21 protein-coding genes are annotated in these 21,396 nt (G+C 65.7%); 7 read left to right on the forward strand and 14 right to left on the reverse strand.

Annotated elements, in window-relative coordinates; genetic code table 11:
- Positions 1-8 precede the first annotated feature (8 nt).
- A complete protein-coding gene (locus U4Y88_RS11565; protein WP_415774425.1) occupies positions 9-1,184 on the reverse strand; it encodes an efflux RND transporter periplasmic adaptor subunit in 1,176 nt (391 codons plus the stop codon).
- Between the two features lie 344 nt (positions 1,185-1,528).
- Between U4Y88_RS11565 and U4Y88_RS11570 the strand changes: the two genes are divergently transcribed.
- Positions 1,529-2,245, forward strand: a complete 717-nt coding sequence (locus tag U4Y88_RS11570) for a TetR family transcriptional regulator (protein ID WP_321783998.1) — start codon at positions 1,529-1,531, stop codon at positions 2,243-2,245.
- Here U4Y88_RS11570 and U4Y88_RS11575 read toward each other — a convergent pair.
- The 6 genes from U4Y88_RS11575 to U4Y88_RS11600 all read right to left on the reverse strand — a co-directional run bounded on the left by U4Y88_RS11575 (position 2,224) and on the right by U4Y88_RS11600 (position 7,131).
- A complete protein-coding gene (locus U4Y88_RS11575) occupies positions 2,224-3,531 on the reverse strand; it encodes an ATP-binding protein (protein WP_321784000.1) in 1,308 nt (435 codons plus the stop codon). The genes U4Y88_RS11570 and U4Y88_RS11575 overlap by 22 nt on opposite strands.
- Positions 3,506-4,246 (reverse strand): response regulator, encoded by a 741-nt coding sequence (locus U4Y88_RS11580; RefSeq protein WP_321784002.1) that lies wholly within the window; start codon positions 4,244-4,246, stop codon positions 3,506-3,508. Before U4Y88_RS11580 ends, U4Y88_RS11575 begins: the two co-directional genes overlap by 26 nt.
- Positions 4,247-4,488: 242 nt before the next feature.
- Positions 4,489-5,076: a hypothetical protein gene (locus tag U4Y88_RS11585; protein WP_321784003.1), complete on the reverse strand. Its 588-nt coding sequence runs from the start codon at positions 5,074-5,076 to the stop codon at positions 4,489-4,491.
- 40 nt (positions 5,077-5,116) lie between these two features.
- Positions 5,117-5,611, reverse strand: coding sequence for a hypothetical protein (locus U4Y88_RS11590; RefSeq protein ID WP_321784005.1), 495 nt, complete (start codon positions 5,609-5,611; stop codon positions 5,117-5,119).
- Between the two features lie 45 nt (positions 5,612-5,656).
- The gene (locus tag U4Y88_RS11595; RefSeq protein ID WP_321784007.1) at positions 5,657-6,082 is read right to left on the reverse strand and encodes a hypothetical protein; all 426 of its coding nucleotides are present in this window, start codon (positions 6,080-6,082) and stop codon (positions 5,657-5,659) included.
- A 161-nt stretch (positions 6,083-6,243) separates the two neighbouring features.
- On the reverse strand, positions 6,244-7,131 hold the full coding sequence (locus U4Y88_RS11600; protein ID WP_224013335.1) for a LysR family transcriptional regulator: 888 nt from the start codon (positions 7,129-7,131) through the stop codon (positions 6,244-6,246).
- A gap of 149 nt (positions 7,132-7,280) precedes the next feature.
- Between U4Y88_RS11600 and U4Y88_RS11605 the strand changes: the two genes are divergently transcribed.
- Together U4Y88_RS11605 and U4Y88_RS11610 are read left to right on the forward strand one after the other, a co-directional pair.
- Positions 7,281-8,573, forward strand: coding sequence for an MFS transporter (locus U4Y88_RS11605; RefSeq protein WP_321784009.1), 1,293 nt, complete (start codon positions 7,281-7,283; stop codon positions 8,571-8,573).
- Positions 8,574-8,638: 65 nt separating this feature from the next.
- Complete coding sequence (locus U4Y88_RS11610) at positions 8,639-9,568, forward strand: amidohydrolase family protein (protein WP_321784011.1); 930 nt, start codon at positions 8,639-8,641, stop codon at positions 9,566-9,568.
- On the opposite strand, the gene U4Y88_RS11615 is transcribed toward U4Y88_RS11610, so the two are convergent.
- The gene (locus tag U4Y88_RS11615; protein WP_321784013.1) at positions 9,535-10,608 is read right to left on the reverse strand and encodes an alkene reductase; all 1,074 of its coding nucleotides are present in this window, start codon (positions 10,606-10,608) and stop codon (positions 9,535-9,537) included. The two genes, U4Y88_RS11610 and U4Y88_RS11615, sit on opposite strands and share 34 nt — an antisense overlap.
- Positions 10,609-10,734: 126 nt before the next feature.
- Between U4Y88_RS11615 and U4Y88_RS11620 the strand changes: the two genes are divergently transcribed.
- Positions 10,735-11,622 carry a LysR family transcriptional regulator gene (locus tag U4Y88_RS11620; RefSeq protein WP_321784015.1) on the forward strand — a complete coding sequence of 296 codons (888 nt, stop codon included), beginning with the start codon at positions 10,735-10,737 and terminating at the stop codon, positions 11,620-11,622.
- Between the two features lie 34 nt (positions 11,623-11,656).
- Here the strand turns inward: U4Y88_RS11620 and U4Y88_RS11625 are convergent, their stop codons facing one another.
- Positions 11,657-12,550, reverse strand: coding sequence for a LysR family transcriptional regulator (locus U4Y88_RS11625; protein ID WP_224013340.1), 894 nt, complete (start codon positions 12,548-12,550; stop codon positions 11,657-11,659).
- A 193-nt stretch (positions 12,551-12,743) separates the two neighbouring features.
- On the opposite strand from U4Y88_RS11625, the gene U4Y88_RS11630 reads away from it, so the two are divergent.
- Together U4Y88_RS11630 and U4Y88_RS11635 are read left to right on the forward strand one after the other, a co-directional pair.
- Positions 12,744-13,727, forward strand: coding sequence for an aldo/keto reductase (locus U4Y88_RS11630; RefSeq protein WP_321784017.1), 984 nt, complete (start codon positions 12,744-12,746; stop codon positions 13,725-13,727).
- An 88-nt stretch (positions 13,728-13,815) separates the two neighbouring features.
- Positions 13,816-14,556 (forward strand): SDR family oxidoreductase, encoded by a 741-nt coding sequence (locus tag U4Y88_RS11635; protein WP_321784019.1) that lies wholly within the window; start codon positions 13,816-13,818, stop codon positions 14,554-14,556.
- An 18-nt stretch (positions 14,557-14,574) separates the two neighbouring features.
- On the opposite strand, the gene U4Y88_RS11640 is transcribed toward U4Y88_RS11635, so the two are convergent.
- The 3 genes from U4Y88_RS11640 to U4Y88_RS11650 all read right to left on the reverse strand — a co-directional run bounded on the left by U4Y88_RS11640 (position 14,575) and on the right by U4Y88_RS11650 (position 17,620).
- Positions 14,575-15,033, reverse strand: coding sequence for a hypothetical protein (locus U4Y88_RS11640; protein ID WP_321784021.1), 459 nt, complete (start codon positions 15,031-15,033; stop codon positions 14,575-14,577).
- 112 nt (positions 15,034-15,145) lie between these two features.
- Complete coding sequence (locus U4Y88_RS11645) at positions 15,146-16,408, reverse strand: MFS transporter (protein WP_321784023.1); 1,263 nt, start codon at positions 16,406-16,408, stop codon at positions 15,146-15,148.
- A 252-nt stretch (positions 16,409-16,660) separates the two neighbouring features.
- Positions 16,661-17,620, reverse strand: a complete 960-nt coding sequence (locus tag U4Y88_RS11650) for a LysR family transcriptional regulator (protein WP_310633316.1) — start codon at positions 17,618-17,620, stop codon at positions 16,661-16,663.
- A 109-nt stretch (positions 17,621-17,729) separates the two neighbouring features.
- Here U4Y88_RS11650 and U4Y88_RS11655 point away from each other — a divergent pair, with 109 nt between their 5' ends.
- Complete coding sequence (locus U4Y88_RS11655) at positions 17,730-18,896, forward strand: mandelate racemase/muconate lactonizing enzyme family protein (protein ID WP_224013346.1); 1,167 nt, start codon at positions 17,730-17,732, stop codon at positions 18,894-18,896.
- A gap of 69 nt (positions 18,897-18,965) precedes the next feature.
- Here U4Y88_RS11655 and tehA read toward each other — a convergent pair whose 3' ends face one another.
- Both tehA and U4Y88_RS11665 read right to left on the reverse strand, forming a co-directional pair.
- The gene (tehA, locus tag U4Y88_RS11660) at positions 18,966-19,961 is read right to left on the reverse strand and encodes a dicarboxylate transporter/tellurite-resistance protein TehA (protein WP_321784024.1); all 996 of its coding nucleotides are present in this window, start codon (positions 19,959-19,961) and stop codon (positions 18,966-18,968) included.
- Positions 19,962-20,155: 194 nt separating this feature from the next.
- Complete coding sequence (locus tag U4Y88_RS11665) at positions 20,156-21,367, reverse strand: Ig-like domain-containing protein (protein ID WP_321784026.1); 1,212 nt, start codon at positions 21,365-21,367, stop codon at positions 20,156-20,158.
- Between the last annotated feature and the right edge of the window lie 29 nt (positions 21,368-21,396).

Raw genomic sequence — 21,396 nt, forward strand, 5'->3', positions numbered from 1 at the left:
GCGTCACCTCACACTGCGCCAGCGGACGCCGCGGCGGGCGAGGAAGCGGAAGCGGCCGCAGCCGCATCCGTTGCTGATACCGGCGTTGCGCCCTGATCGACGGCGTGCACGGTCTCGCCCGGCTGCACCTTCATGCCGCCCGAGATCACCACGCGGTCGCCCACGTCGAGACCCTTCTCGATGATCCAGTTGTTGTTCGTCACGCCGCCCGTGGTGAGCTGGCGCAGTTCGACCTGGTCCTTCGCGTTGACGACGAGCGCCGTCGGGTTGCCCTTCTGGTCGTGCTGAACGGCGGCTTCGGGCAGCAGCACGGCCTGCTCGTTGTAGCCTTCGTCGATACGCGCGCGCACATACATGCCCGGCAGCAGCACGTCGTGCGGATTGTCGAAGGTCGCGCGCACGGTGACCGAGCCGGTCGTCTGATCGACGGTGACGTCGGAGAATTCGAGGTGACCCGTGCCCTTGTACGGCTGGCCGTCTTCGAGCGTCAGCTGCACCTTCGCGGCGTGCGGGCCGGTCAGCGTGACCTTGCCGTCGGCGGCGGCGCGGCGCAGCTTCAGACCGTCGACGCTCGATTGCGTGAGGTCCACATACACCGGGTCCATCTGCTGCACGGTGGCGAGTTCGGTCGCGCCGCTCGACTGCACATACGCGCCCGGCGTCACCGACGACTTGCCGATGCGGCCCGTGATCGGCGAATAGACCGTCGTGTAGCTCAGATTGATCTTCGCGGTTTCCACGCTCGCGGCGTCGGCTTCGACATCGGCTTGCGCTTCGTCGGTGGCGGCCACGGCGTTGTCGTAATCCTGCTTGCTGACCGCGTTGGCCGCGACCAGCACCTTGTAGCGGTCCGATTGCGCCTTCGCGGCGATCAGCGTCGCGCGCGCCTTCGCGAGCGCGGCCTTGGCGTTGTCGAGCGTCGCCACGTAGGGCGCCGGATCGATCTGATAGAGCAACTGCCCGGCCTTCACCTCGCTGCCTTCGACGAAGGTGCGCTTGAGCACGATGCCGGTCGCGCGCGCCTGCACCTCGGCGACGAGATGCGCGCTGACGCGGCCCGGCAGATCGACGGTCACGGGCACGGCGGTGGTCTGCACGCGCATGACGTTGACTTCCGGCGTGGCGGCGGCGGCGTGTTGCGGTTTGTCCGAGCAGCCTGCAAGGCCGATGGCGGCGCAAATCACCGCGCAGTGCGCGGCGAGCGTACGGAGTGACGGCGTTCCCGGTGTGATGGCGTAATTTCCTGAGTGTCTTGTCATATTCGCTAGAGGCGCGCCGGGCCCCTGCCCGGCTAACTTACCAATCCCTTAACCATTGCTTCACGCGGAGGTTACGCAAACTACACATACGCCGCGTTACGTAAAAAACGCTCCGTAAGATTCACTAAGCAAACGCGGCGCGAGCGTTGATAAGATCGGCGCGAGTCGATGTTCCACCCGCGTTCGCGCACCGTTTCGTCACGTCGTCGCGTGGTGGGGCCGGATGCCATCACGGTGTGGGACGCACGGAATTTGAAGGGCCGAGTGATATGAGAAGGACGAGGGAGCAATCGCTCGCGCAGCGTCAGACGCTGCTCGATTGCGCGGAGCAGATCTTCTACAAGAAGGGATTTGCGGCCGCCACGCTTGAGGAAATCGCCAGCAAGGCAGGCGTGACGCGGGGCGCGATCTACGTGCATTTCCGCAGCAAGGCGGCGATTTTCGAGGCGCTGTTCGAGCGCCCCGATCTCTCGCTCGCGCCGTTCGATCTGCCCGCGCGGCCGGCGTCGGCGCGGCCGATGGCCTGGCTCGCGCAGGAATTGCGCGCGCGTCTCAAGCGCATGCTGGGCAATCGTTCGGCGCGCCACCTCTACGGCATCGCGCTCGCGGACGCCGAATCGGTCCGCCGCAACGCGCCGCTCGCCGCACGCATGCAAAGCGCGGCCACTCACGCCGAAACGACCATCGCCACCGTACTCGACGACGCCGCGCATCTCGGCGAAATCGACGGGCCGCTCGATGCGCTCGGGTCCGCGCGTTTCATCTATTCGGCGCTCACGGGATTTTTCTGCCGACAGCTATCGAGCGGCCAGCCCGCCGCCGACGATCTGCTCGTCGCGCGCGTGGTGGAGACGGTGCTGTGCTGCGTGCAGTTGAGCGTCTCCGATCATGTGCATCAACCGGCGGCGATGCGCGAAACACCGGCGCGCGTAACCAGCGCGCCGACGCCCGCCAGCAGCGCCGATCAACCCGCCTTGCGCGGATAAGGAAAGCTCATCGTCACGGCGAAGCCGCCTTGCGGATCGTTGGCGACCTCCATCGCGCCGCCGTGATGACGCACGAGGCGGCGCACGATCGCGAGACCAAGGCCGCAATGCGCATCGCCGCTGCGGGCCGCGTCGAGACGCACGAAAGGACGCTGCACGCGATGCAGATCCGCTTCGGGCACGCCCGCGCCGTGATCGCGCACGTGCAGCACGTAACGGCCATCGGCGAGCGCGGTCGAGACTTCCACGGGCGGCTCGCCATACGTGAGCGCGTTTTCGATCAGGTTCGAGAGGATGCGGTCGAGATCGACGGCGGGCAGCATGAAGCCTTCGCCCGCCTGGAGATCGAGCTTCACGAGCGCGTCGTCTCCCGCTTCGCCGGATTCGCCCGATTCGCCCGATTCGCCCGCTTGCGCGCCGTAATCGCGACGGCAATGCTCGTCGACACTCACGAACACCGAGTCGGTCACGTTCTCGCGCGCGAAGTCGAGAAACTGCGTGACGATGCGCGACATCGATTCGGTCTCGCGCAAAAACGCGGCGCGGTCGGCGGGCGTGGCGAGCAGATCGGCGCGTAGCTGCATGCGCGTGATCGGCGTGCGCAGATCGTGCGCGATGCCCGCGAGCATGATCGAGCGCTCGCGCTCGCTTTCCGCGAGTTCGTTCACCATGTCGTTGAAATCGCTGACCAGTTCGCGCACTTCGTGCGGTCCCGCCTGCCTCACGCGATGCACGCCGCGCCCGATGCGATATTCACGCGCCGCGCGCGCGAGTTCGCGCACGGGCCGCTGCACCTGCCACGCAAAAATCACCGCCGTGACGATCGCGAATACGAGCGTGAGCGCCGAAAAACCCATGAAGCGGCTGAACGGCGGCATGTAACCCGGCATCACGATCCAGTATGGCGCGTCGCGCTTGCGCACCCATACGCTGCTGGTTTGCGGCTCGACCACCACGTGGCTGCCCTCGCCCAGACGCGGACGCAGACTCTCTTCGAGCGGACCGTCCGTGTCCGTGCACGGCGCGGGACAGCCGGTCGCGATCGCGTGCTCCGCGCTCACGTAGCGAATGCCGAGCGTCTGCGCCACGTGATCGGCGAGCACCGGATCGCGCTCGCGCACCTGCGCCGCCACGACGAGATTGTTGAGCGAGCGCTGTGCGTCGATCTTCGCGCGCTCCTTGTCGATCAGCAGCAGCGCCATGACATGCACCATGATCACGAGCCCGACGATCATCAGCGAAAGCCGGCCGAACAGCGTGTCAAGCGGGCGGAAGGGATGCATCATCGGCGTCATCGTCGGGAACGAACATGTAGCCCACGCCGCGCATCGTCTGCAGACGGCGCGGGTTGGATGGATCGACTTCGATCAGACGGCGCAGCCGCCACACCGGCACGTCGATGCCGCGCTCGGTCACGGCCGCGCCCGGCCCGTGCAGCAGGTCGAGCAGCTTCGCGCGCGAAAGCGTTTCCATCGGATGCTGGGCGAAGATTTCGAGCATCGCGTACTCGCTGCCGGTGAGCTTGACCGGCTCGCCGTCGCGCAGCAGCGTGCGCGTCGCGAAGTTCAGTTCGAACGGCCCGAAGCGGCACGGCGCGCGGCGCTCGGGCGCACCGCGATCCGGTTCGCCCTGGCGGCGCAGCACGGCGCGAATGCGCGCGAGCAGTTCCTGCGGCATGAACGGCTTGCCGAGATAGTCGTCGGCGCCGAGTTCGAGGCCGACCACGCGGTCGGCGCCATCGGCGCGCGCGGTGAGCATGATGACCGGAATGCGGTCGCCGCTCGCGCGCAATTGTTTGAGCGCCGTGAGGCCGTCGACGCCCGGCATCATCACGTCGAGCACGATGACCGAGGGACGCTCGCGTTCGAGGCGGCGTTCGAGCTGCGTGGCGTCGTGCAGCACCGAAAACGCGATGTTGCGCTGCTGGAAGAATTCGCGCAGGAGGTCACGCAGCGATTCGTCGTCGTCGACGAGGAGAACCTGGAACTCAGGATCGGACATCGTGGACGCCTCCGGGGAAGGTGCAACGGCGGTCGGCGGGAGGATGGCGCTGGATCACGGAAAATCTTTGTCAATCAGGGTGTTGCGGCTCGCAGGGCGAGACATGGCGAGTCGGGGCGGCACGGGGTCGAAGCGGATCGACCGGCGCGCGCTGGGGCTATTGTGCCTGTGTTGGCGGGGATGTGGCGGCGAGGGATGCTGCGGCGATCCGTGCCGTCCCCTGTGCCGGGACGGCCTGGTGCTCAGTCGAGCGGCTTGATGCCCATGAGTTTCGCGTTGTAGCTTTCGGCGAGTTTTTTGCCGGCGGCGTTTTCCGGCACGCAAAAGCGCGAGCGGAATGATTGTTTGTCGTTGCCGGCGGCCATAAAACTGCACATGACCTTCAGCGAATAGCTCCCGTCCTTTCTGTTCTGCCAGGCCGGCAGCACCTGGACGAAAAACTCGCCCGATCCGGTGTAGCCGGTCAAGCCGTTGAACGAGACAGGCGCGGCCGGATCGAGATGCAGCGTCTTGATCGTGACGCGCGCATCTTCGACGTCCTCGCTGATGAAATAATGCGCGCCGTTTTCTTCGATGAAATACGTATCGTCGCCGAGCATGGTTTGAATGCTGCGGGAATCCGAAAAACCCAGATAGTCGAGTTGCGCGTAATTCTTCTTGTCTTGAACGACGTAGGTACAGCCGTCGTCCACACGCAATTTCACCGCGCCATCGTCCGGTATCGCAAAGCCGCAGGCGGAAGACGCCAACGCGGACGCCGAGAAGCCAAGCGCTCCGCACAGTGCACCCCAGCGCGCAATCCATTCTGATGCAGATAAATAAGGCTTCACGGCACGTCCGTTTCGTTAGCGTCTCCCGCGTTGCGCGGTATCAGCGCAATTTAATACAAGTCAGCCCTTTCTGGCGCGGGCTGACCTTTCGCAGTTTCACGGGCGTGGCCGGATGGCCGTCGTTATCGACTTCGATCGCGGCCATGATGCACTGGTAGTCGTTCACATGCCCTAACGCGCTGAGCCACGAGCGGTTCGGATCGCTGGGCGCGCGCCCTTCCTGCGCGACCATCAGATAATGCGTGCCTTGGCGCGGCGTGAATTTCGCCTGCATCATGCAGCCGTCGCCCTCGTAGGAGATGACGAGCGGCTTGTCCGGGACGACTTTCACCGGCGCGGCGTCCGGATTGCCATCGACGAGCGTTTTGCCCGCGTAGCAATCCTTTTCGTTAAAGGAAAGCAGATAAACCCCGGCGCCGCTCACGCGTAAATCTGCCGATGGCTCCGAGTCTTTCGGGAAAGGATACGGCTTGCCGAGCGTGGTGCAGCCCGCCAGGAGCGCGCCCAGGCAGGCGATAATGATGGTCGACTTCACGGTGTATTTTCTTCTAATGTCGTTACGCGAATGGCGAGGCGCGCTTCATTCGAAGCTGAAACGCAGATCCTTGACGATCGGCTCGTTGCCCCATTTGAACGAACACACGCGCGCGACTTCGACGCCCACCGTGCCCGAGCCGGAACTCGACGGCTGCTTTTCGCTGACCGGCACGCATCCGCCTGCGATGGTCACCGTCGGCGTGCCCTGCTTCGAGAGCGGGAATTCAATGCCGGCGTCTTCGGGAATCGTGTGCGTGAGCGAGACGTTTTCGATGTAATCGTCCGGTGCCGTGAGGATCAGCGCCTTGTCGACCACGAGCGAGTAATAGTCGTGCTGGAACGGCACTTCGGTGAGGCACACCGTTGCGGTGTGTTGCCCGAGCGTTTGCGATTCGCAGCGCGGAGCCGGCGCGGCAGCCAATGCCGATACTGCGCCGAACAACAGGGGAAGCGTAACGAGTGATTTCATTCAGGTTGAATATTGTGGATATTGTGTCTGTTATTTCGACCGTTTCAATGAAATCTTGAGTCATTTATTACGCCGCGGTTTATTCACCTCTAAAAGGAAATACACCATTTCGCCATTCATTCGATAAAACAACCCGATAGCGCATGGCAAAAGTCAGCCAATCAACCGGCGCTCAGTAATTCGGCGAATTTATCCGCGAGCGCGGGACGCGAACGATGCGGCCAGATCGCGCTGAGTTCGAAAAACGGCAGCACGTCGCCTTCGCGGACCTCGCACACGCGCACGCCCGCGAACTGAATTGCCTTGACCGACTGCGGCAGCAGCGAAGCCCCGCATCCCGCCGCCACGCAGGCGAGCACGGTGAGCGAGCGATTCGCGTCCTGCACGATATTGGCCTCGCACCCGAACGTGCGAAACGCGCTGAGAATGCCCGCGCGCACCACCGGCAATTGGCCGTGCGGAAACCACACGAGCCCCATGCGCGCGAGTTCCGCGAGGCCGATCTTGCCGTCCTCGCCAAGCGGATGCGACACGGGCACGACCGCCTGCAGGCGCTCGCGCACGATCAGCTTTTCGCGCATGCGTCCACGCACGGCAACCGGCGTATGCAGCAGCCCGATATCGATCTCGCCCGACTCCAGCGCGCTCGCCTGCTCCGCGTTGCTCATCTCGCGCAGCGTCAGTTCGACATTGGGCACGGCCGCGCGCAAGGCCGCGATCGCCTTGGGCATCACCTCGAACAGCGCCGCCGAGGCAAAGCCGATGGCGAGCCGCCCGCCGCGTTGCGCACCGATATCGCGCGCCCGTTTCTCCGCCGCTTCGATGCGCGCAACGCTCAGACGAATGTCCTCGACCACCGCCTCGCCCGCCGCCGTGAGCGCCGCGCCCCGGCGCGTGCGCGCCAGCAGTTTCACGCCCAGATCCTGCTCCAGCCGCGTGACGGCCTGGCTGAGCGCGGGCTGCGCCATGCCGAGCTGGGCCGCCGCGCCGGTGACGCTGCCCGCGTCGACGATAGCCAGAAAATACTTGAGCGTGCGGATCGATTCCATCGGCGGCTTTCCATATCACGATGCTATGAAAGAACAACATTTCCATAGTATGCACGTGATCCACGCTTTTCTAGAATGGCGTCCAATTATTCAACAGCGAACCAACAGCGGCCGCCCGGCCAACGGCGCGGCACGCACAGGAGACGACCATGCGCTGGTACCGCGACATCACGCCCATCGAAAAACGCACCTTATGGAGCTGCTTTGGCGGCTGGGCGCTCGACGCCGTCGACACGCAGGTTTTCTCTCTCGTCATTCCGTCGCTGCTCGCGACCTGGGGCATCAGCAAGGGCCAGGCGGGTCTGATCGGCGGCGCCACGCTCGTCGCGGGCGCGCTCGGCGGCCTGCTCGCGGGCATTCTGTCCGACCGCGTCGGCCGCGTGCGCGCCTTGCAGATCACCGTCATCTGGTTCTCGCTGTTCACCTTCCTGAGCGCCTTCGCGCAGAGCTTCGACCAGTTGCTGGTGCTGAAGGCGCTGCAAGGCATCGGCTTCGGCGGCGAATGGACGGCGGGCGCGGTCCTGCTCAGCGAAACCATGAACCCCAAACATCGCGGCAAGGCGATGGGCATCGTGCAAAGCGCGTGGGGCTTCGGCTGGGGCGCCGCCGTGCTGCTCTACATGGCGGTGTTTTCGTTCGTCTCGCCGCAATGGGCGTGGCGCGTGCTGTTCGCCATCGGCCTCGTGCCCGCGCTGCTCGTGCTTTACATGCGCCGCAACGTGGTCGAACCGCCGCGCGAAGCGCAGCCCGCGCGTGACGTGCATGGCGATCAAACCGGGCGCGGCGTGTTCCGCATCGCCGCGGGCATCTTCGATCCGGCCGTGATCCGCACCACGCTCGTTGGCGGCCTGATCGGGCTGGGCGCGCACGGCGGCTATCACGCCATCACCACGTGGCTGCCGACCTACCTCAAGACCGAGCGCCATCTTTCGGTGCTGGGCACGGGCGGTTATCTCGCGGTGGTGATCGTCGCGTTCATCGTGGGCTGCTTCGTGAGCGCGTGGTTGCAGGATCGCATCGGACGGCGCTGGAACGTGATTTTCTTCGCGGTCTGCTGTGCGGTGATGGTGAACATCTACACGTTCCTGCCGATCGGCGACACCACCATGCTGATCCTGAGCTTCCCGCTCGGCCTCTTCTCCGCCGGCATTCCGGCGACGCTCGGCGCACTGTTCAACGAGCTTTATCCGCAAGGCGTGCGCGGTACGGGCGTGGGCTTTTGCTACAACTTCGGGCGCATCGTCTCGGCGGGCTTTCCGGTGCTGATCGGCCATATGAGCGCGTCGATGTCGCTGGGCGCGGCGCTCGGCATCGATGCGGGCGTGGCCTACGGTCTCGTCGTGGTCGCGGCGCTGATGCTGCCCGACACGCGCCGCCAGCGCAGCGCAACGGCCGCACAAGACGCCACGCATGGCGAGACGGCGATGGCCTCGCGGCACTGAGCGCATCCGAGATGCCGCTGAGCGCAGCTCGCACATCGTCAACCGACTCACAGGGATTCCCCACGATGGACCTCTCCTTGCCCGGCACCCCGGCCGATCCGTTCGACGGTCTCTCCCCGGCGTCTTCCGACTGGCTCGCGGACACCCGCGCGCCCATCACGGGCATCGACTCGCACGCGCACATCTTCGTGCGAGGACTGCCGCTCGCGGCGCAGCGCCGTCACGCGCCCGACTACGATGCCACGCTCGATCAGTACATCGAACGACTTTCCGCGCACGACATGTCGCAAGGCGTGCTGGTGCAGCCGAGCTTTCTGGGCTTCGACAATACATTTCTGGCGAGCGTCTGCGCGCGCTATCCGCAGCGCTTTCGCGGCGTGGCCGTGGTTGCGCCCGAGATTACCGATGCCGAACTCGCGGCGCTGAACGCCGCGCATATCATCGGCGCGCGCCTGAATCTGATTGGCCTGCCGCTGCCCGACTTTAGCGAGCGCCGCTGGCAGGCGCTGCTGGCGCGGCTCAACGCGCTGCGCTGGCATGTGGAAGTGCAGGCGAATGCCGCCGATCTGCCGGTCGTGCTCGATGCGCTGCTCGCACAAGGCTGCACGGTCGTCGTCGATCATTTCGGGCGGCCCGATGCGCAACTCGGCGCGCGCGACGCGGGCTTTCGCGATCTGCTGTCGCGCGCGGCGAGCGGCAAGGTGTGGGTGAAACTCTCGGCGGCCTATCGCAGCGCGCAAGAGACGGACGGCACGGAAAACGCCCTCGCCCTTGCCGACGCGCTGCTCGCCGCGTATGGCCCGCAGCGGCTCGTCTGGGGCAGCGACTGGCCGCATACGCAGCATCGTCATCGGATCGATTACGACGGCGCAGTCAATGCACTGCGCACCTGGGTCCGCGACGACGCCGCGAGACAAACGATCCTCACGGCGTCGGCGGCCGAACTGTTCCGCTTCGAAATTCAGACCGCCAGCGCTGCATCGAGCGTCGGATAGTCGGTATAGAACTGCGCGGTGCCGCCAAAGAAGCCTTCGCGGCGCGGCGCGTTCATCGGCGCATTCGTCTTGATGCGCTCGACGAAATCGGGATTCGCCAGCACCATCGCGCCATACGATTCCAGATCGGCCACGCCCGACGCGACATCGTCGCCCACCTGCTCGCGCGGACGCCCCGCGCGGTTCAGCATCAGCGTGCCATTCCAGCGCGCGCGAATCTCGGCCAGCAGCGGCTCGTCGCCCTGATGCGCGAGATGCAGATACGCCAGCCCGAGTTTGTCGAGTTCGCTCACCAGGTAGCGGTACAGCGCCGGACCTTCCGCGCCCTCGTCGATGCCCCACAGCGACATGCCCGGCGACAAACGAATCGCGGTGCGGTCCGCGCCGATCTCGTTCGCGATGGCCGTCGCCACCTCGATCGCAAAGCGCGCGCGATTCTCGATCGTGCCGCCGTATTCGTCGGTGCGCTGATTGGCGCTCGGCGCGAAGAACTGCTGCACGAGATAGGCATTCGCACCGTGAATCTCGACGCCATCCGCGCCCGCTTCGATCGCGCGGCGCGCCGCCTGCGCGAAGTCGGCGACCGTGCGGCGGACTTCGTCCGTCGAGAGCGCGCGCGGCACCGGAATGTCCTGCATGCCCTTCGCGGTGAACATGCCCGAACCCGGCGCGATGGCCGACGGCGCGACACCGGCGCGATGATGAGGCGTGTTATCGGGATGCGACATACGCCCCGCATGCATCAGCTGAATGAACAGGCGGCCGCCCTGCGCGTGCACGGCATCCGCGACCGGCTTCCAGCCCGCCACGTGCGCGTCGGTGTAGATGCCCGGCGTGTTCATATAGCCCTGACCATCGGCGGACGGCTGCGTGCCTTCCGTGACGATCAGGCCCACGCTCGCGCGCTGCGCATAGTAAGTCGCGGCGAGTTCGCCGGGCGTGCCGTCGAACTGGGCGCGCGAGCGCGTCATCGGCGCCATGACCAGGCGGTTGCGCAGCGCATGACGGCCGACGCGGACGGAATCGAACAATGTATTCACGGCGAACTCCTCGAATGGGTTGAACGCAAGCGATATCGGCCTGCGATGGAGCCATGATCGTCTGCTTCATGAGGAAGATAAAGACGGGCAATCGGATATCATTGATCCATTGATGGAGCAATGACGATGGACGATTACCTCAATGACATGGCGCTGTTCGTGGAAGTCGTGAAGGCGAAGGGCTTTCGCCACGCCGCCGACGCGCTGGGCATGCCGAACTCCACGCTCTCGCGGCGCATCAGTGCGCTGGAGAAGCACATCGGGCTGCGCCTGCTGCATCGCACGACGCGCAAGATCGAGCTGACCGAAGCCGGGCAGATTTATTTCGAGCGCTGCAAACGCATCGTCGACGAGGCGCGGCTCGCGCACGCCCAGCTCGGCTCGTTGCTCGCGCAGCCCAGCGGGACGCTGCGCGTGTCGCTGCCGGTGGATTTCGCGCTCACGTATCTCGCGCCGCTGATCGTGGAATTCGGCGAGCGTTATCCGGGCATCCGCTTCGATCTCGATCTCACGCCGCGGCGCGTCGATCTGGTGAGCGAGCCGTTCGACGTGGCGATCCGCATCGGCGAATCGGAAAACTCGCAGTTGATCGCGCGTTGGCTCGCGTCGCTCACGCCGTCGCTCTATGCGTCGCCGGGTTATCTGAAACGTTCAGGCGTCCCGGAGAAGCCCGCCGATCTCGAACGGCACGCATGCCTGACGATCCTGAAGGCCAGCGCGTGGACGCTGCACGACAGCCAGCGCAAACGCTCGGTCACGGTGCCGGTGAGCGGCCGCTACACGCTCAACAGTGTGGGCATGATCCGGCGCATCGCAACGCTCGACGGCGGCATCGTGCTGGTGCCGCGCGAAGTCGTCGCCGACGATCTCGCGAGCGGCGCGCTCGTGCCCGTCATGCCGCACTGGCACGGCACGCCCACGCCGATCTACGCGATGACGGAAACGCGCTTGCTGCCCGCCAAGACGCAGCGCTTCATCGAGTTTGTGCAGGAGCGTCTCGCGGAACGAACGTAGCACGCACAAACGTCGCGCACCGTTCCGCGCCGTTTCATGCCCCGCGCCGCAACGCCTCGGCCACGACCGTGAACGCCGGAGTCGGCTGCCGTCGACTCGGGTAATACAGATAAAAACCAGGAAACGGCGCGCACCACTCGCTGAGCACGCGAATCAATTCGCCGCGCTCGATATAGGGCAGCACGCGCGCCTCGGGCACACAGGCGAGCCCCGCGCCCGCGAGCGCGGCCTGCACCGCCAGCGTCGCCGTATTGAAGATCAGCCGCCCTTCCACGCGCACCTTGAGCGCGCGCCCGCCCTTTTCGAATTCCCACGCGTAGAGGCTCCCGGCGCTCGGCAGCCGGATATTGACGCAGTTATGCGCGGTCAGGTCCTGCGGCGTTTTCGGCTTCGGATAGCGCGCGAAATACGCGGGCGTGCCGACCACCGCCATGCGCATCTCGGGCCCGATGCGCACGGCCACCATATCGCGCGCGACCTGCTCGCCGAGCCGCACGCCCGCATCGAGCCGCTGCTCGACGATATCGGTCAGCCCGTTGTCGATCACGAGTTCGATCGTGATGTCGGGATACGCAGGCAACAGCTTTTCGATGGCGGGCCAGAGCAGCAATTCCGCCGCGTGCTCGCCCGCCGCGATGCGCACGGTGCCCGCCGGTTTGTCGCGCAGCGCCGTCAACGCGGCCAGTTCGGCCTCGACTTCGTCCAGCCTTGGACCGACCGACTGGATCAGCCGCTCGCCCGCCTCGGTGGGCGAGACGTTGCGCGTCGTGCGCGCGAGCAGCCGCAAGCCCAGACGCGCCTCCAGATTGCGCACGGTCTGGCTCAGCGCCGACTGCGACACGCCCAGCTGCGCGGCGGCTTTCGTGAAGCTGCCCTCGCGCGCCACGGCGAGAAAAGCGGTGATATCGGAAAGATCGGATCGCGCCATTGATAAGCCCAGCTTCTAACTTCATCCCGATTCTAGCGCTTAATCGCAAGGCGACACGCTGCTAAATTGATCGTCGTGCCGCAGTCGAAGGGAAATCGCAGCGCGGGTCTCGCGCGCCAGGCGCATTCGCTGCATCCGGCATCCGGCAATGGGCAACAGGCCGCCACGGCCGCCAACGCATAAGGAGTCGATGATGAAAAAACGTGTTCTCGGTAACAGCGGTCTTGAAGTGTCCGCGATCGGTCTGGGCTGCATGGGCCTGAGCTACGGCTATGGCCCGGCCACCGACAAGGCCGACGCCATCAAGCTGATCCGCACCGCGTTCGAGCGCGGCGTGACCTTCTTCGACAGCGCCGAAGCCTACGCGCAAGGCGCGAACGAGGAACTGCTCGGCGAAGCGCTCGCGCCGTTCCGCGACGAGGTGGTGATCGCGACCAAATTCGGCTTCGAGGGCGGCGACGTGCAGAAAGGCGTCAACAGCAAGCCCGACAACATCCGCGCCGTCACCGACGCCGCGCTCAAGCGGCTGCGCACGGACCGCATCGACCTGCTCTATCAGCATCGCGTCGATCCCGAGGTGCCGATGGAAGACGTCGCGGGCGCGGTCAAGGACCTGATCGCGCAAGGCAAGGTCAAGCATTTCGGCCTGTCGGAAGCGGGCGCGCAGTCGATTCGCCGCGCGCACGCCGTGCAGCCGGTCGCCGCGCTGCAAAGCGAATACTCGATGTGGTGGCGCGAGCCCGAGAAGGAAATCCTGCCGCTGCTCGAAGAACTCGGCATCGGTTTCGTGCCGTTCAGCCCGCTCGGCAAGGGCTTTCTGACCGGCGCGATCGACGCGACGACGAACTTCGACAAGACGGATTTCCGTAACGTCGTGCCGCGTTTTTCGGAAGAAAACCGCAAGGCCAATCAGCGTCTCGTCGATGTGCTCAAGCAGATCGCGGCGGGCATGAACGCGACGCCCGCGCAAATCGCGCTCGCCTGGCTGCTCGCGCAAAAGCCCTGGATTGCGCCGATTCCGGGCACGACCAAGCTGCATCGGCTGGAAGAAAACGTCGGCGCGGCGGCGGTCGAATTGACGGCGCAGAATCTGCGCGACATCGAAGCGGCGCTCGCGAGCATCGCCGTGCAAGGCGACCGCTATCCGGCGCATTTGCAGGCGCGTGTCGGCAAATAAGCGACGCAAGCCGCGCACTCATCCGCGCACCCATTTCCGGGCGCGATGCGCACGCGCGCTCGCGCCCGGCTCCGCTCAAGGAATCACCATGTCAGCGAATATCGCGGGAAAAGTCATCGTCATCACGGGCGCGAGCAGCGGACTCGGCGAGGCCGCCGTGCGCCGTCTCGCCGCCAGTGGCGCGAAGCTCGTGCTCGGCGCGCGGCGCGTCGATCGCCTTGAAACGCTGGCCGACGAACTCGGCCTGCCCGAGAACGCCGCCGTCGAAACCGACGTCACCGACGCCCGCCAGGTTCAGGCGCTCGTCGATAACGCGGTCGCCGTGCATGGCCGCATCGACGTCATGATCAACAACGCCGGCCTCATGCCGCACTCGCCGCTGGAGCGCGGCAAGATCGCGGACTGGGACCGCATGATAGACGTGAACATCAAGGGCGTGCTGTACGGCATCGCCGCCGCGCTGCCGCACATGACGCGCCAAAAGAGCGGCCATATCATCAACGTGTCGTCGGTCGCGGGGCACAAGGTCGGCAAGAACAACGCCGTGTATTGCGCGACCAAAACGGCGGTGCGCGTGCTCTCCGAAGGGCTGCGCCAGGAAGTGAAGCCGCACAACATCCGCACGACGATCATCTCGCCGGGCGCGGTGCAGTCGGAACTGCCGCAGAGCGTGACCGAAGCCGATGTGGCCACCGGTATCGCCGACTTCTACGAGAAGTTCGCGATTCCCGCCGACAGTTTCGCGCGCATGGTCGCCTTCGCGATCGAGCAGCCCGACGATGTGGACGTCAACGAAATCCTGTTCCGGCCCACGGCGCAGGAGCCTTAATCGATCGCGTCGCGCGCGTCAGTGCACGACGAGGCCGTTGGACTGCGCGTTGCCCGAGCCCGCCGCGATATTGATGCCGATATTGCCGCTCGCGTTGGCGAGCGCGCCCGCGCCGAGTTCGGCCGTGCCGCTGCCCGTCATGTGCGCGACGCCCTGCACGGTCTGTTGCGTGACGATTTCCGCGCGCGGCGTACTGACCAGCGCGATCTGATTGGCCTGCGCGTTGAACGCGCCCGCGGCGAGGTTCACGCCCGCGTTGCCGGTCGCGCCGCGCAGCACGTCGGCGCCCACGCTGGCCGATTGCGCGTCGAGATCCGCGCGGCCTGCCGTGTTTTGCAGCGTGGTCAGTTTCACCGGAGCGAACACGGCGGCGCTGTCGTCGGCGGACAGTTCCATCGCGCTATCGGCGAACGCCGATGCAGCGCTCGCGCACGCGGCCGCGCAGATCGTCGCGGCAATCCACAAACGCAGTTTCATCGGCGGCTCTCCGGTGTGGGCGAATGATTCGGATAGCTGCGATATCGGCCATCGGCGGCGCGCTTGAAGGGCGGGTTTTCCCGGCACGCGCACGCCGTGCGATCGCATGCGATCACATCACCTTCGTCACCGCTTCCGTCCCTTTCACCGGCAGCAGCACGATCACCAGCACCGCCAGCGCCGCGACCGCCGCGCCCGCGACGTAATTCGCGCCCAGACCGGCCGCATCGACGAGATAACCCGCCAGCACGGTCCCGCAGCCGATGCCCACTTGCGTCGTGAGCGTGAACATCGCCGACACCGTTTCGTCCTCGATATCGCGGATCTGCCGATGCCACATGTTCAGCGCCAGCGGCAGCGCGCCCCACGACACGCCCCAGAGCGCCACCAGCGCGAGCACCACGCCGCGCAGGCCCGTCACCGCGGGCAGCGTCAGCAAGACGACGGCCATCAGCGCGGTCGCGCCGAGCAGCGTGTTGCGCAAGGTCTTCGCCACGTAGCGGCTCGCGAGCGCGTTCGAGAGGAAGCCGAACGCGCCGTAGGCGAGCAGCACCCAGGTGGCGTCCTTGCCCGCGAAACCGGCCTCGTTGAGCAGCGGCACGAGGAACGTGTAGGTGCCGAAGTGCGCGGCGAACAGCAGCGTGATCGTCGCCATGCTGCGCTGGGCCATGCGGTTGCGCGCGAACGCGAGCAGGCGCGCCGCGCCGGGCGTGGCCGCCGCCGTCGCGGGAATCGCGGGCAGCGCGACGATCTGCACGATCAAGGCGATGGCCGAGAGCGCCGCCGCCGCGAGAAACGCGCCGCGCCACGACGTCAGGTCCGCGACGAAGGTGCCGAACGGCACGCCGACGATCATCGCCGTCGTCGCGCCGCCGAACACGGCCGCCGCCGCGTAATGGACGTGATCCGCGCGCACCAGCCGTCCGGCGACCGCCAGCGCCATCGCCCAGAACGCGCCGAGACTGGCGCCGACCATCGCGCGTCCGAGCAGCATCCAGCCGAACTGCGTTGACACCGCCGAGGTGAGCGCCGACGCGAGCAGCAGCACCGAAAGCGCGAGCAGCAGCGTGCGCCGGTCGATACGCTTGCCGACGAGCAGCACGCCCGGCGCGGCGATGGCGGCGAACACGCCGGGCAGCGTCATCATGAGGCCGCCGTGTCCGGCGGTGACGCCGAACGACTTCACCACGTCCGGCAGCACGCCGACCGGCAGAAACTCCGTGGTCACCGATGCGAACGAGCCGAGCGCCAGCGAGGCGACGGCGGGCCATGCGTCGCGCGGCGCTGCGGCGATGGAATCGGTGACGGAATCAGCGATGGAACCAGAAACGGAATCGGTGACAGAACCGCAGACTCGGGGATCGATTTCAGACATAAAACGCCAGCCGGCCGAACGAACCGCATTCAGCCGACGATTGAAGAAGGGAGCGAGAGGCGAACGCCTCGCAATGAATGGCGCACAAGCGCCAGCGCCAGCGCAACAACGCGTCAGGGACACATCGCGCGATGCCGCGCCAACCTGATCCGCAAGAAGCGAATGGTAGCGCGACTCGATCGTGACTGGAAGCCGCGCGTAAGCTGCGCGCGCCTGGATTGCACCTGGATCGCGCCTGACTTGCGCCTGCGTTCAGCGCTTCGCCCTGCCCGCTTTCTTGCGTTCCGGCATGGCCTGGCTCACGTCGACCGGCACGAACGGCGCCTCGAAATGCTTGACCAGAAAATCGATGAAGGCCCGCGCGCGCGGCGACTCGTTACGCTGGCCCGGATAGTAGACATACAGATCGGCGGACGGCAGCACGACCTCGGGCAGCACGAGCTTGAGCCTGCCGCTCTGGATATATTTCGCAAGATCCCATTCCGAGCGAATCAGAATGCCGTGGCCGTCTAGCGCCCATCGCAGCACGATATCGCCGTCGTTGCTCGCGAGCGCGCCGCTCACCTTCAAGGCCTCCAGATGATCGGCCTGCATGAAGCGCCAGACGCCCGACGCATCGTCGTTCTGCGTGTGAATGATGCAGCGATGATCGACCAGATCCTCCTTGCGCTGCGGCACGCCATGCCGCTCCAGATATTTCGGCGACGCGCACAGAAAGCGCCGGTTGCTCATCAAGCGGCGCGCACGCAGACGCTGATCGGGCAACTCGCCGAAACGGATCGCCATATCGAACGCGCCTTCGACGAGATCGACGGGCCGGTCGGTGACTTCGAACTGAATATCGACACGCGGATAACGCCGCGCGAACTCCGACACCAGCGGCGCGATCGTGGTGCGCCCGAAGCCGAGCGTCGCGTTGATGCGCAGGCGACCGTGCGGATCGGCGGGCGAACCGGCGATCGCGTCTTCCATCTCGCGCACCTGTTCGAGAATCTGCGCGGCGTAGCGCGCGAAGGTCTCGCCTTCCGGCGTCAGGCTCACGCTGCGCGTGGTGCGGTTGACGAGCCGCGTGCCGAAGCGTTCTTCAAGTATCCCGAGCCGCTTGGTCGCCGCGGGCGGCGTGATGCCCAGCGAGCGCGCCGCGCCGGACAGGCTCTTGAGCCGCGCGAGCTGCACGAAGAATTCGAAGTCGGACGTCGAGTCAGTTCTCACTTTTGGTAAAGAATGAAATGAATAAGGGTGAAGTATAGGGCGCGCTGCGGCGGCTATGCTACGTCCCATTGCGACATCGCACCAACGCCTTATTCCAGGAGACCGCCTCATGAGAATCGTCGAGATTCGCGAGCAAACGCTGCCGATCAGTTCGCCGATCCGCAACGCCTATATCGACTTCAGCAAGATGACGCTGAGCCTCGTCGCCGTGATCACCGATGTGATCCGCGACGGCAAGCCGGTCGTCGGCTACGGCTTCAATTCGAATGGCCGCTACGGTCAGGGCAAGCTCATGCGCGAGCGCTTCATTCCGCGCCTGCTCGAAGCCGATCCGGCCTCGCTCGTCAACGACGCCGGCGACAATCTCGACCCGCACAAGATCTGGGCGACGATGTTCACGAACGAGAAGCCCGGCGGCCACGGCGAGCGCTCGGTCGCCATCGGTACGATCGACATGGCCGTGTGGGACGCCGTGGCGAAGATCGAAGGCAAGCCGCTGTTTCAACTGCTCGCCGAGCGCTACGGCAACGGCGAGCCGAACCGCAAGGTCTTCGTCTATGCGGCGGGCGGCTACTACTATCCGGGCCAGAATCACGACAAGCTCAAGGACGAGATGCGCAGCTATCTCGACCGCGGCTACACGGTCGTGAAGAAGAAGATCGGCGGCGCGTCGCTCGACGAGGATCTGCGCCGTATCGACTCGATTCTGAGCGTGCTCGGCGACGGCCAGAAACTCGCAGTCGATGCGAATGGCCGCTTCGATCTCGATACCGCGATCCAGTACGCGAAGGCGCTCTCGCAATACGATCTGTTCTGGTACGAGGAAGCGGGCGATCCGCTCGACTTCGAATTGCAGGCCACGCTGCGCAACTACTACGACAAGCCGATGGCGACCGGCGAGAATCTGTTCTCGATGCAGGACGCGCGCAACCTGATCCGCTACGGCGGCATGCGCGCGGACCGCGACTGGCTGCAATTCGACTGCGCGCTGAGCTATGGCCTCGTCGAGTATCTGCGCACACTGGACATGCTGCATCAGCACGGCTGGTCGCGCAGCCGCTGCATTCCGCACGGCGGCCATCAGATGTCGCTGAATATCGCGGCGGGTCTCGGGCTCGGCGGCAACGAGTCGTATCCCGATCTGTTCCAGCCGTATGGCGGCTTCCCCGATGGCGTGAAGGTCGAGAACGGTTTCATCACGATGCCGGATCTGCCGGGCATCGGCTTCGAGGGTAAGGCGGATCTGATTGCGGAGATGCGGAAGGTTTCGGGTTGAGGCTTCGTCGTTCGCTAACGTAAAAAGGCCTCACGGATGTGAGGCCTTCTTATCGCGCGAATCGCCCGCTCACGACACCGCACGCACCGGCAGCAACTTCCCTTCCCAGAGCAACGCCGCAGTCTTGACGATCAACAACCCGATCACGAGGTTCGCGGCCACGAACAGCACGAACGCCAGTTCATGCTCCCACTGCGGTGCGCCGCGTTGCGCGATCAGCATCGCCAGCGTGGGCAGCGCGGCCGTGCCGAAGCTGAAGGCCCAGTACGAAGGCGCGAAAGCTTGCGCACGGATCCACGGCAGCAGACGCAGCAGCAACAGCGCCTGATACAGCCCATAGCCAAGCAGCGCGTAAGCGACCAGGTTCATCGTGCCACTCGAACCCACCGTCAAACCCGTATGCGCGGCCGCTCCCGTGATCGCCATCCACGCCACGCCGCCCACCACCGGCGGCGCGAGTTGCACGCCGAAGCCGGGACGCAGCGCGGGCGCGGTCGGCGCGGCATGCGCGGCGCGATTGAGCAGCATCGATTCGATCGCGAGCCACGAGAGCACGCCCGCGCCGAAGAACAGCATCGCCAGCTCCGGCAGACCGAACGCGGCGGCCGTGGTCGCGGCGACGAAGCCCGGCGCGACAGTCGGCAGATAGATCGCCGGGGTCACGAGTTCGGCGTTGCGCGCGCCTTGCCAGAGCCGTCCGTGCAGCATCACGCCGACGCCCAGTTGCGCGACCGCGCCCGCCGCAAACACCGCTAGCGCGAGATCATGCGACCAGAGCTTGAGCGCCTGCGCGGCCAGCATCGTCGAGACCGGGCCGAGCGCCACGAACGACGACTGCACTTCGTGCTGCCACTCCTTGCGCGCGGCCTCGCGATGCGCGACCCACTTCAGCGCGTACATCGCCATGATCGCGCCCCACACCACGAGCGCCGCAACCGTCAACGCCTGCGCCGCGACTTCCGGCACCTGCCACAGCTTCGCCGCGACGCGCCACGCGCCCGCCAGCGCCAGCGCGCCCACTGCGATGCCGAAGAAGCCCGCCGGCATCGGTTCATGCTTTGCCATCCATGCGTTCATGACCCACTCCCAGACTTGAGACGGCGGAAGCCGTCGTTCGATGGAGTGACTTTAGGCGCACGCACGCGCCGCGCGAATGCCGCGCGCGCTCAGGAATATGCCCGATCGTCTCAAGCGGTCCGAACGCGCGCGAACGTGCCTAAAAGTGCCGGACAGCGCCGGACAGCGCCCGCCAGGCCTTGTCAGGAAGCCGTCTGCGCGAAATCCATCACGGCCTTGAACCAGCCCGACGTCGTGTCGATCACGAGCAGCGCGCCCGTCGACGGATCGGTCTGGCTGCTCGAAATCCACAGGATGCAGCCGTCCGCGCCTGCCGCGCGCAGCGCATCGAGACGGTAAGTCATCTGGTCGTAGGTCAGCAGGTGCTCCGTGCCCGCGCTGTCGGTCCAGACCGGCGTGATGTACGGCAGCACTTTTTTCGAGGTGCCGTTGAGCGTGTCGAACGCGCGCGACTGCGCGACGGCGAAGGTCGCGGCCGAATTCCAGTTCGTATCGCCGGTCGAGGTGCCGTCGTAGCTGTAGTTGTAGAGCGACGGGCTGTAGTAATCGACCAGCGCGGCCACGCTCGCGTACTGCGGGTTGAGCGCGCTATAGGTGGCCTCGGTCGACGAACTCCAGCCGAAGGTGTTTTGCGGCACTTCCCCGTAAAGCCCGACCACGGCGCCGGGATTGTCGGCCTTGAAAAGCTGGAGCGCCTCGCTCAGATTCTCGACGATGGTCTGGCCGTTGCCGGTCGCCACGGTCGGATAGAAGCGCTTCGTGTCCCACACTTCCAGGTCGAGCGAGACCGGCGTTTTACCGGTGCTGTCGGCGGCCTCGGCGGCGGTCGCGATCTTCGTGCTGTCGACGACATATTCGTCGGTGCAACTGGACAGCGGGCACGTCACGAGATTGCTCGAATAGATCAGATTGAGCGGCTCGACGCTCTCGCTCTCGAACCACGCGTCGCTGATCGAGTGCGTGCCGCTGGCGTCCTGATACTGCTTCAGCTTCAGGAACTCGTAGACGGAAAACGGCTTCGCGCAGGTAACGGCGATCGTCGCCGTGTGGCCGTCCGCCGTGCTCACGCTGATGGTGGCCGAGCCCGCCGCCACGCAGCTCACCGCGCCCTCCGACGAGACCGTGGCGATCGATGCGTCGCTGCTCGACCACGTCAGCGCGCTGCTCGCGGGCAGCACGGTCGCCTGCGCCGCCGCCGATTTGCCGACCGCCAGCGCGAGCGTGGTGGGCGTGACGCTGACGCTGGATGTGGAGCTGTCGCTGGGCGTGCCGCCGCCGCACGCGTTCAGGGAAACGATCGCGGCGCCAAGCAGCACCGCGCGAAAACACTGGAGAGAAATCTGGCGCGAAATTTGCCCCGAAAATTGCCGCCCAATGCGGCTCGAAAACGTCATGTACAACCTTTTATGCAATGGCAGAAAGA

The organism is Paraburkholderia sp. J94 (genome assembly GCF_905220285.1).
GTDB classification, from domain to species: Bacteria; Pseudomonadota; Gammaproteobacteria; order Burkholderiales; family Burkholderiaceae; genus Paraburkholderia; species Paraburkholderia tropica_A.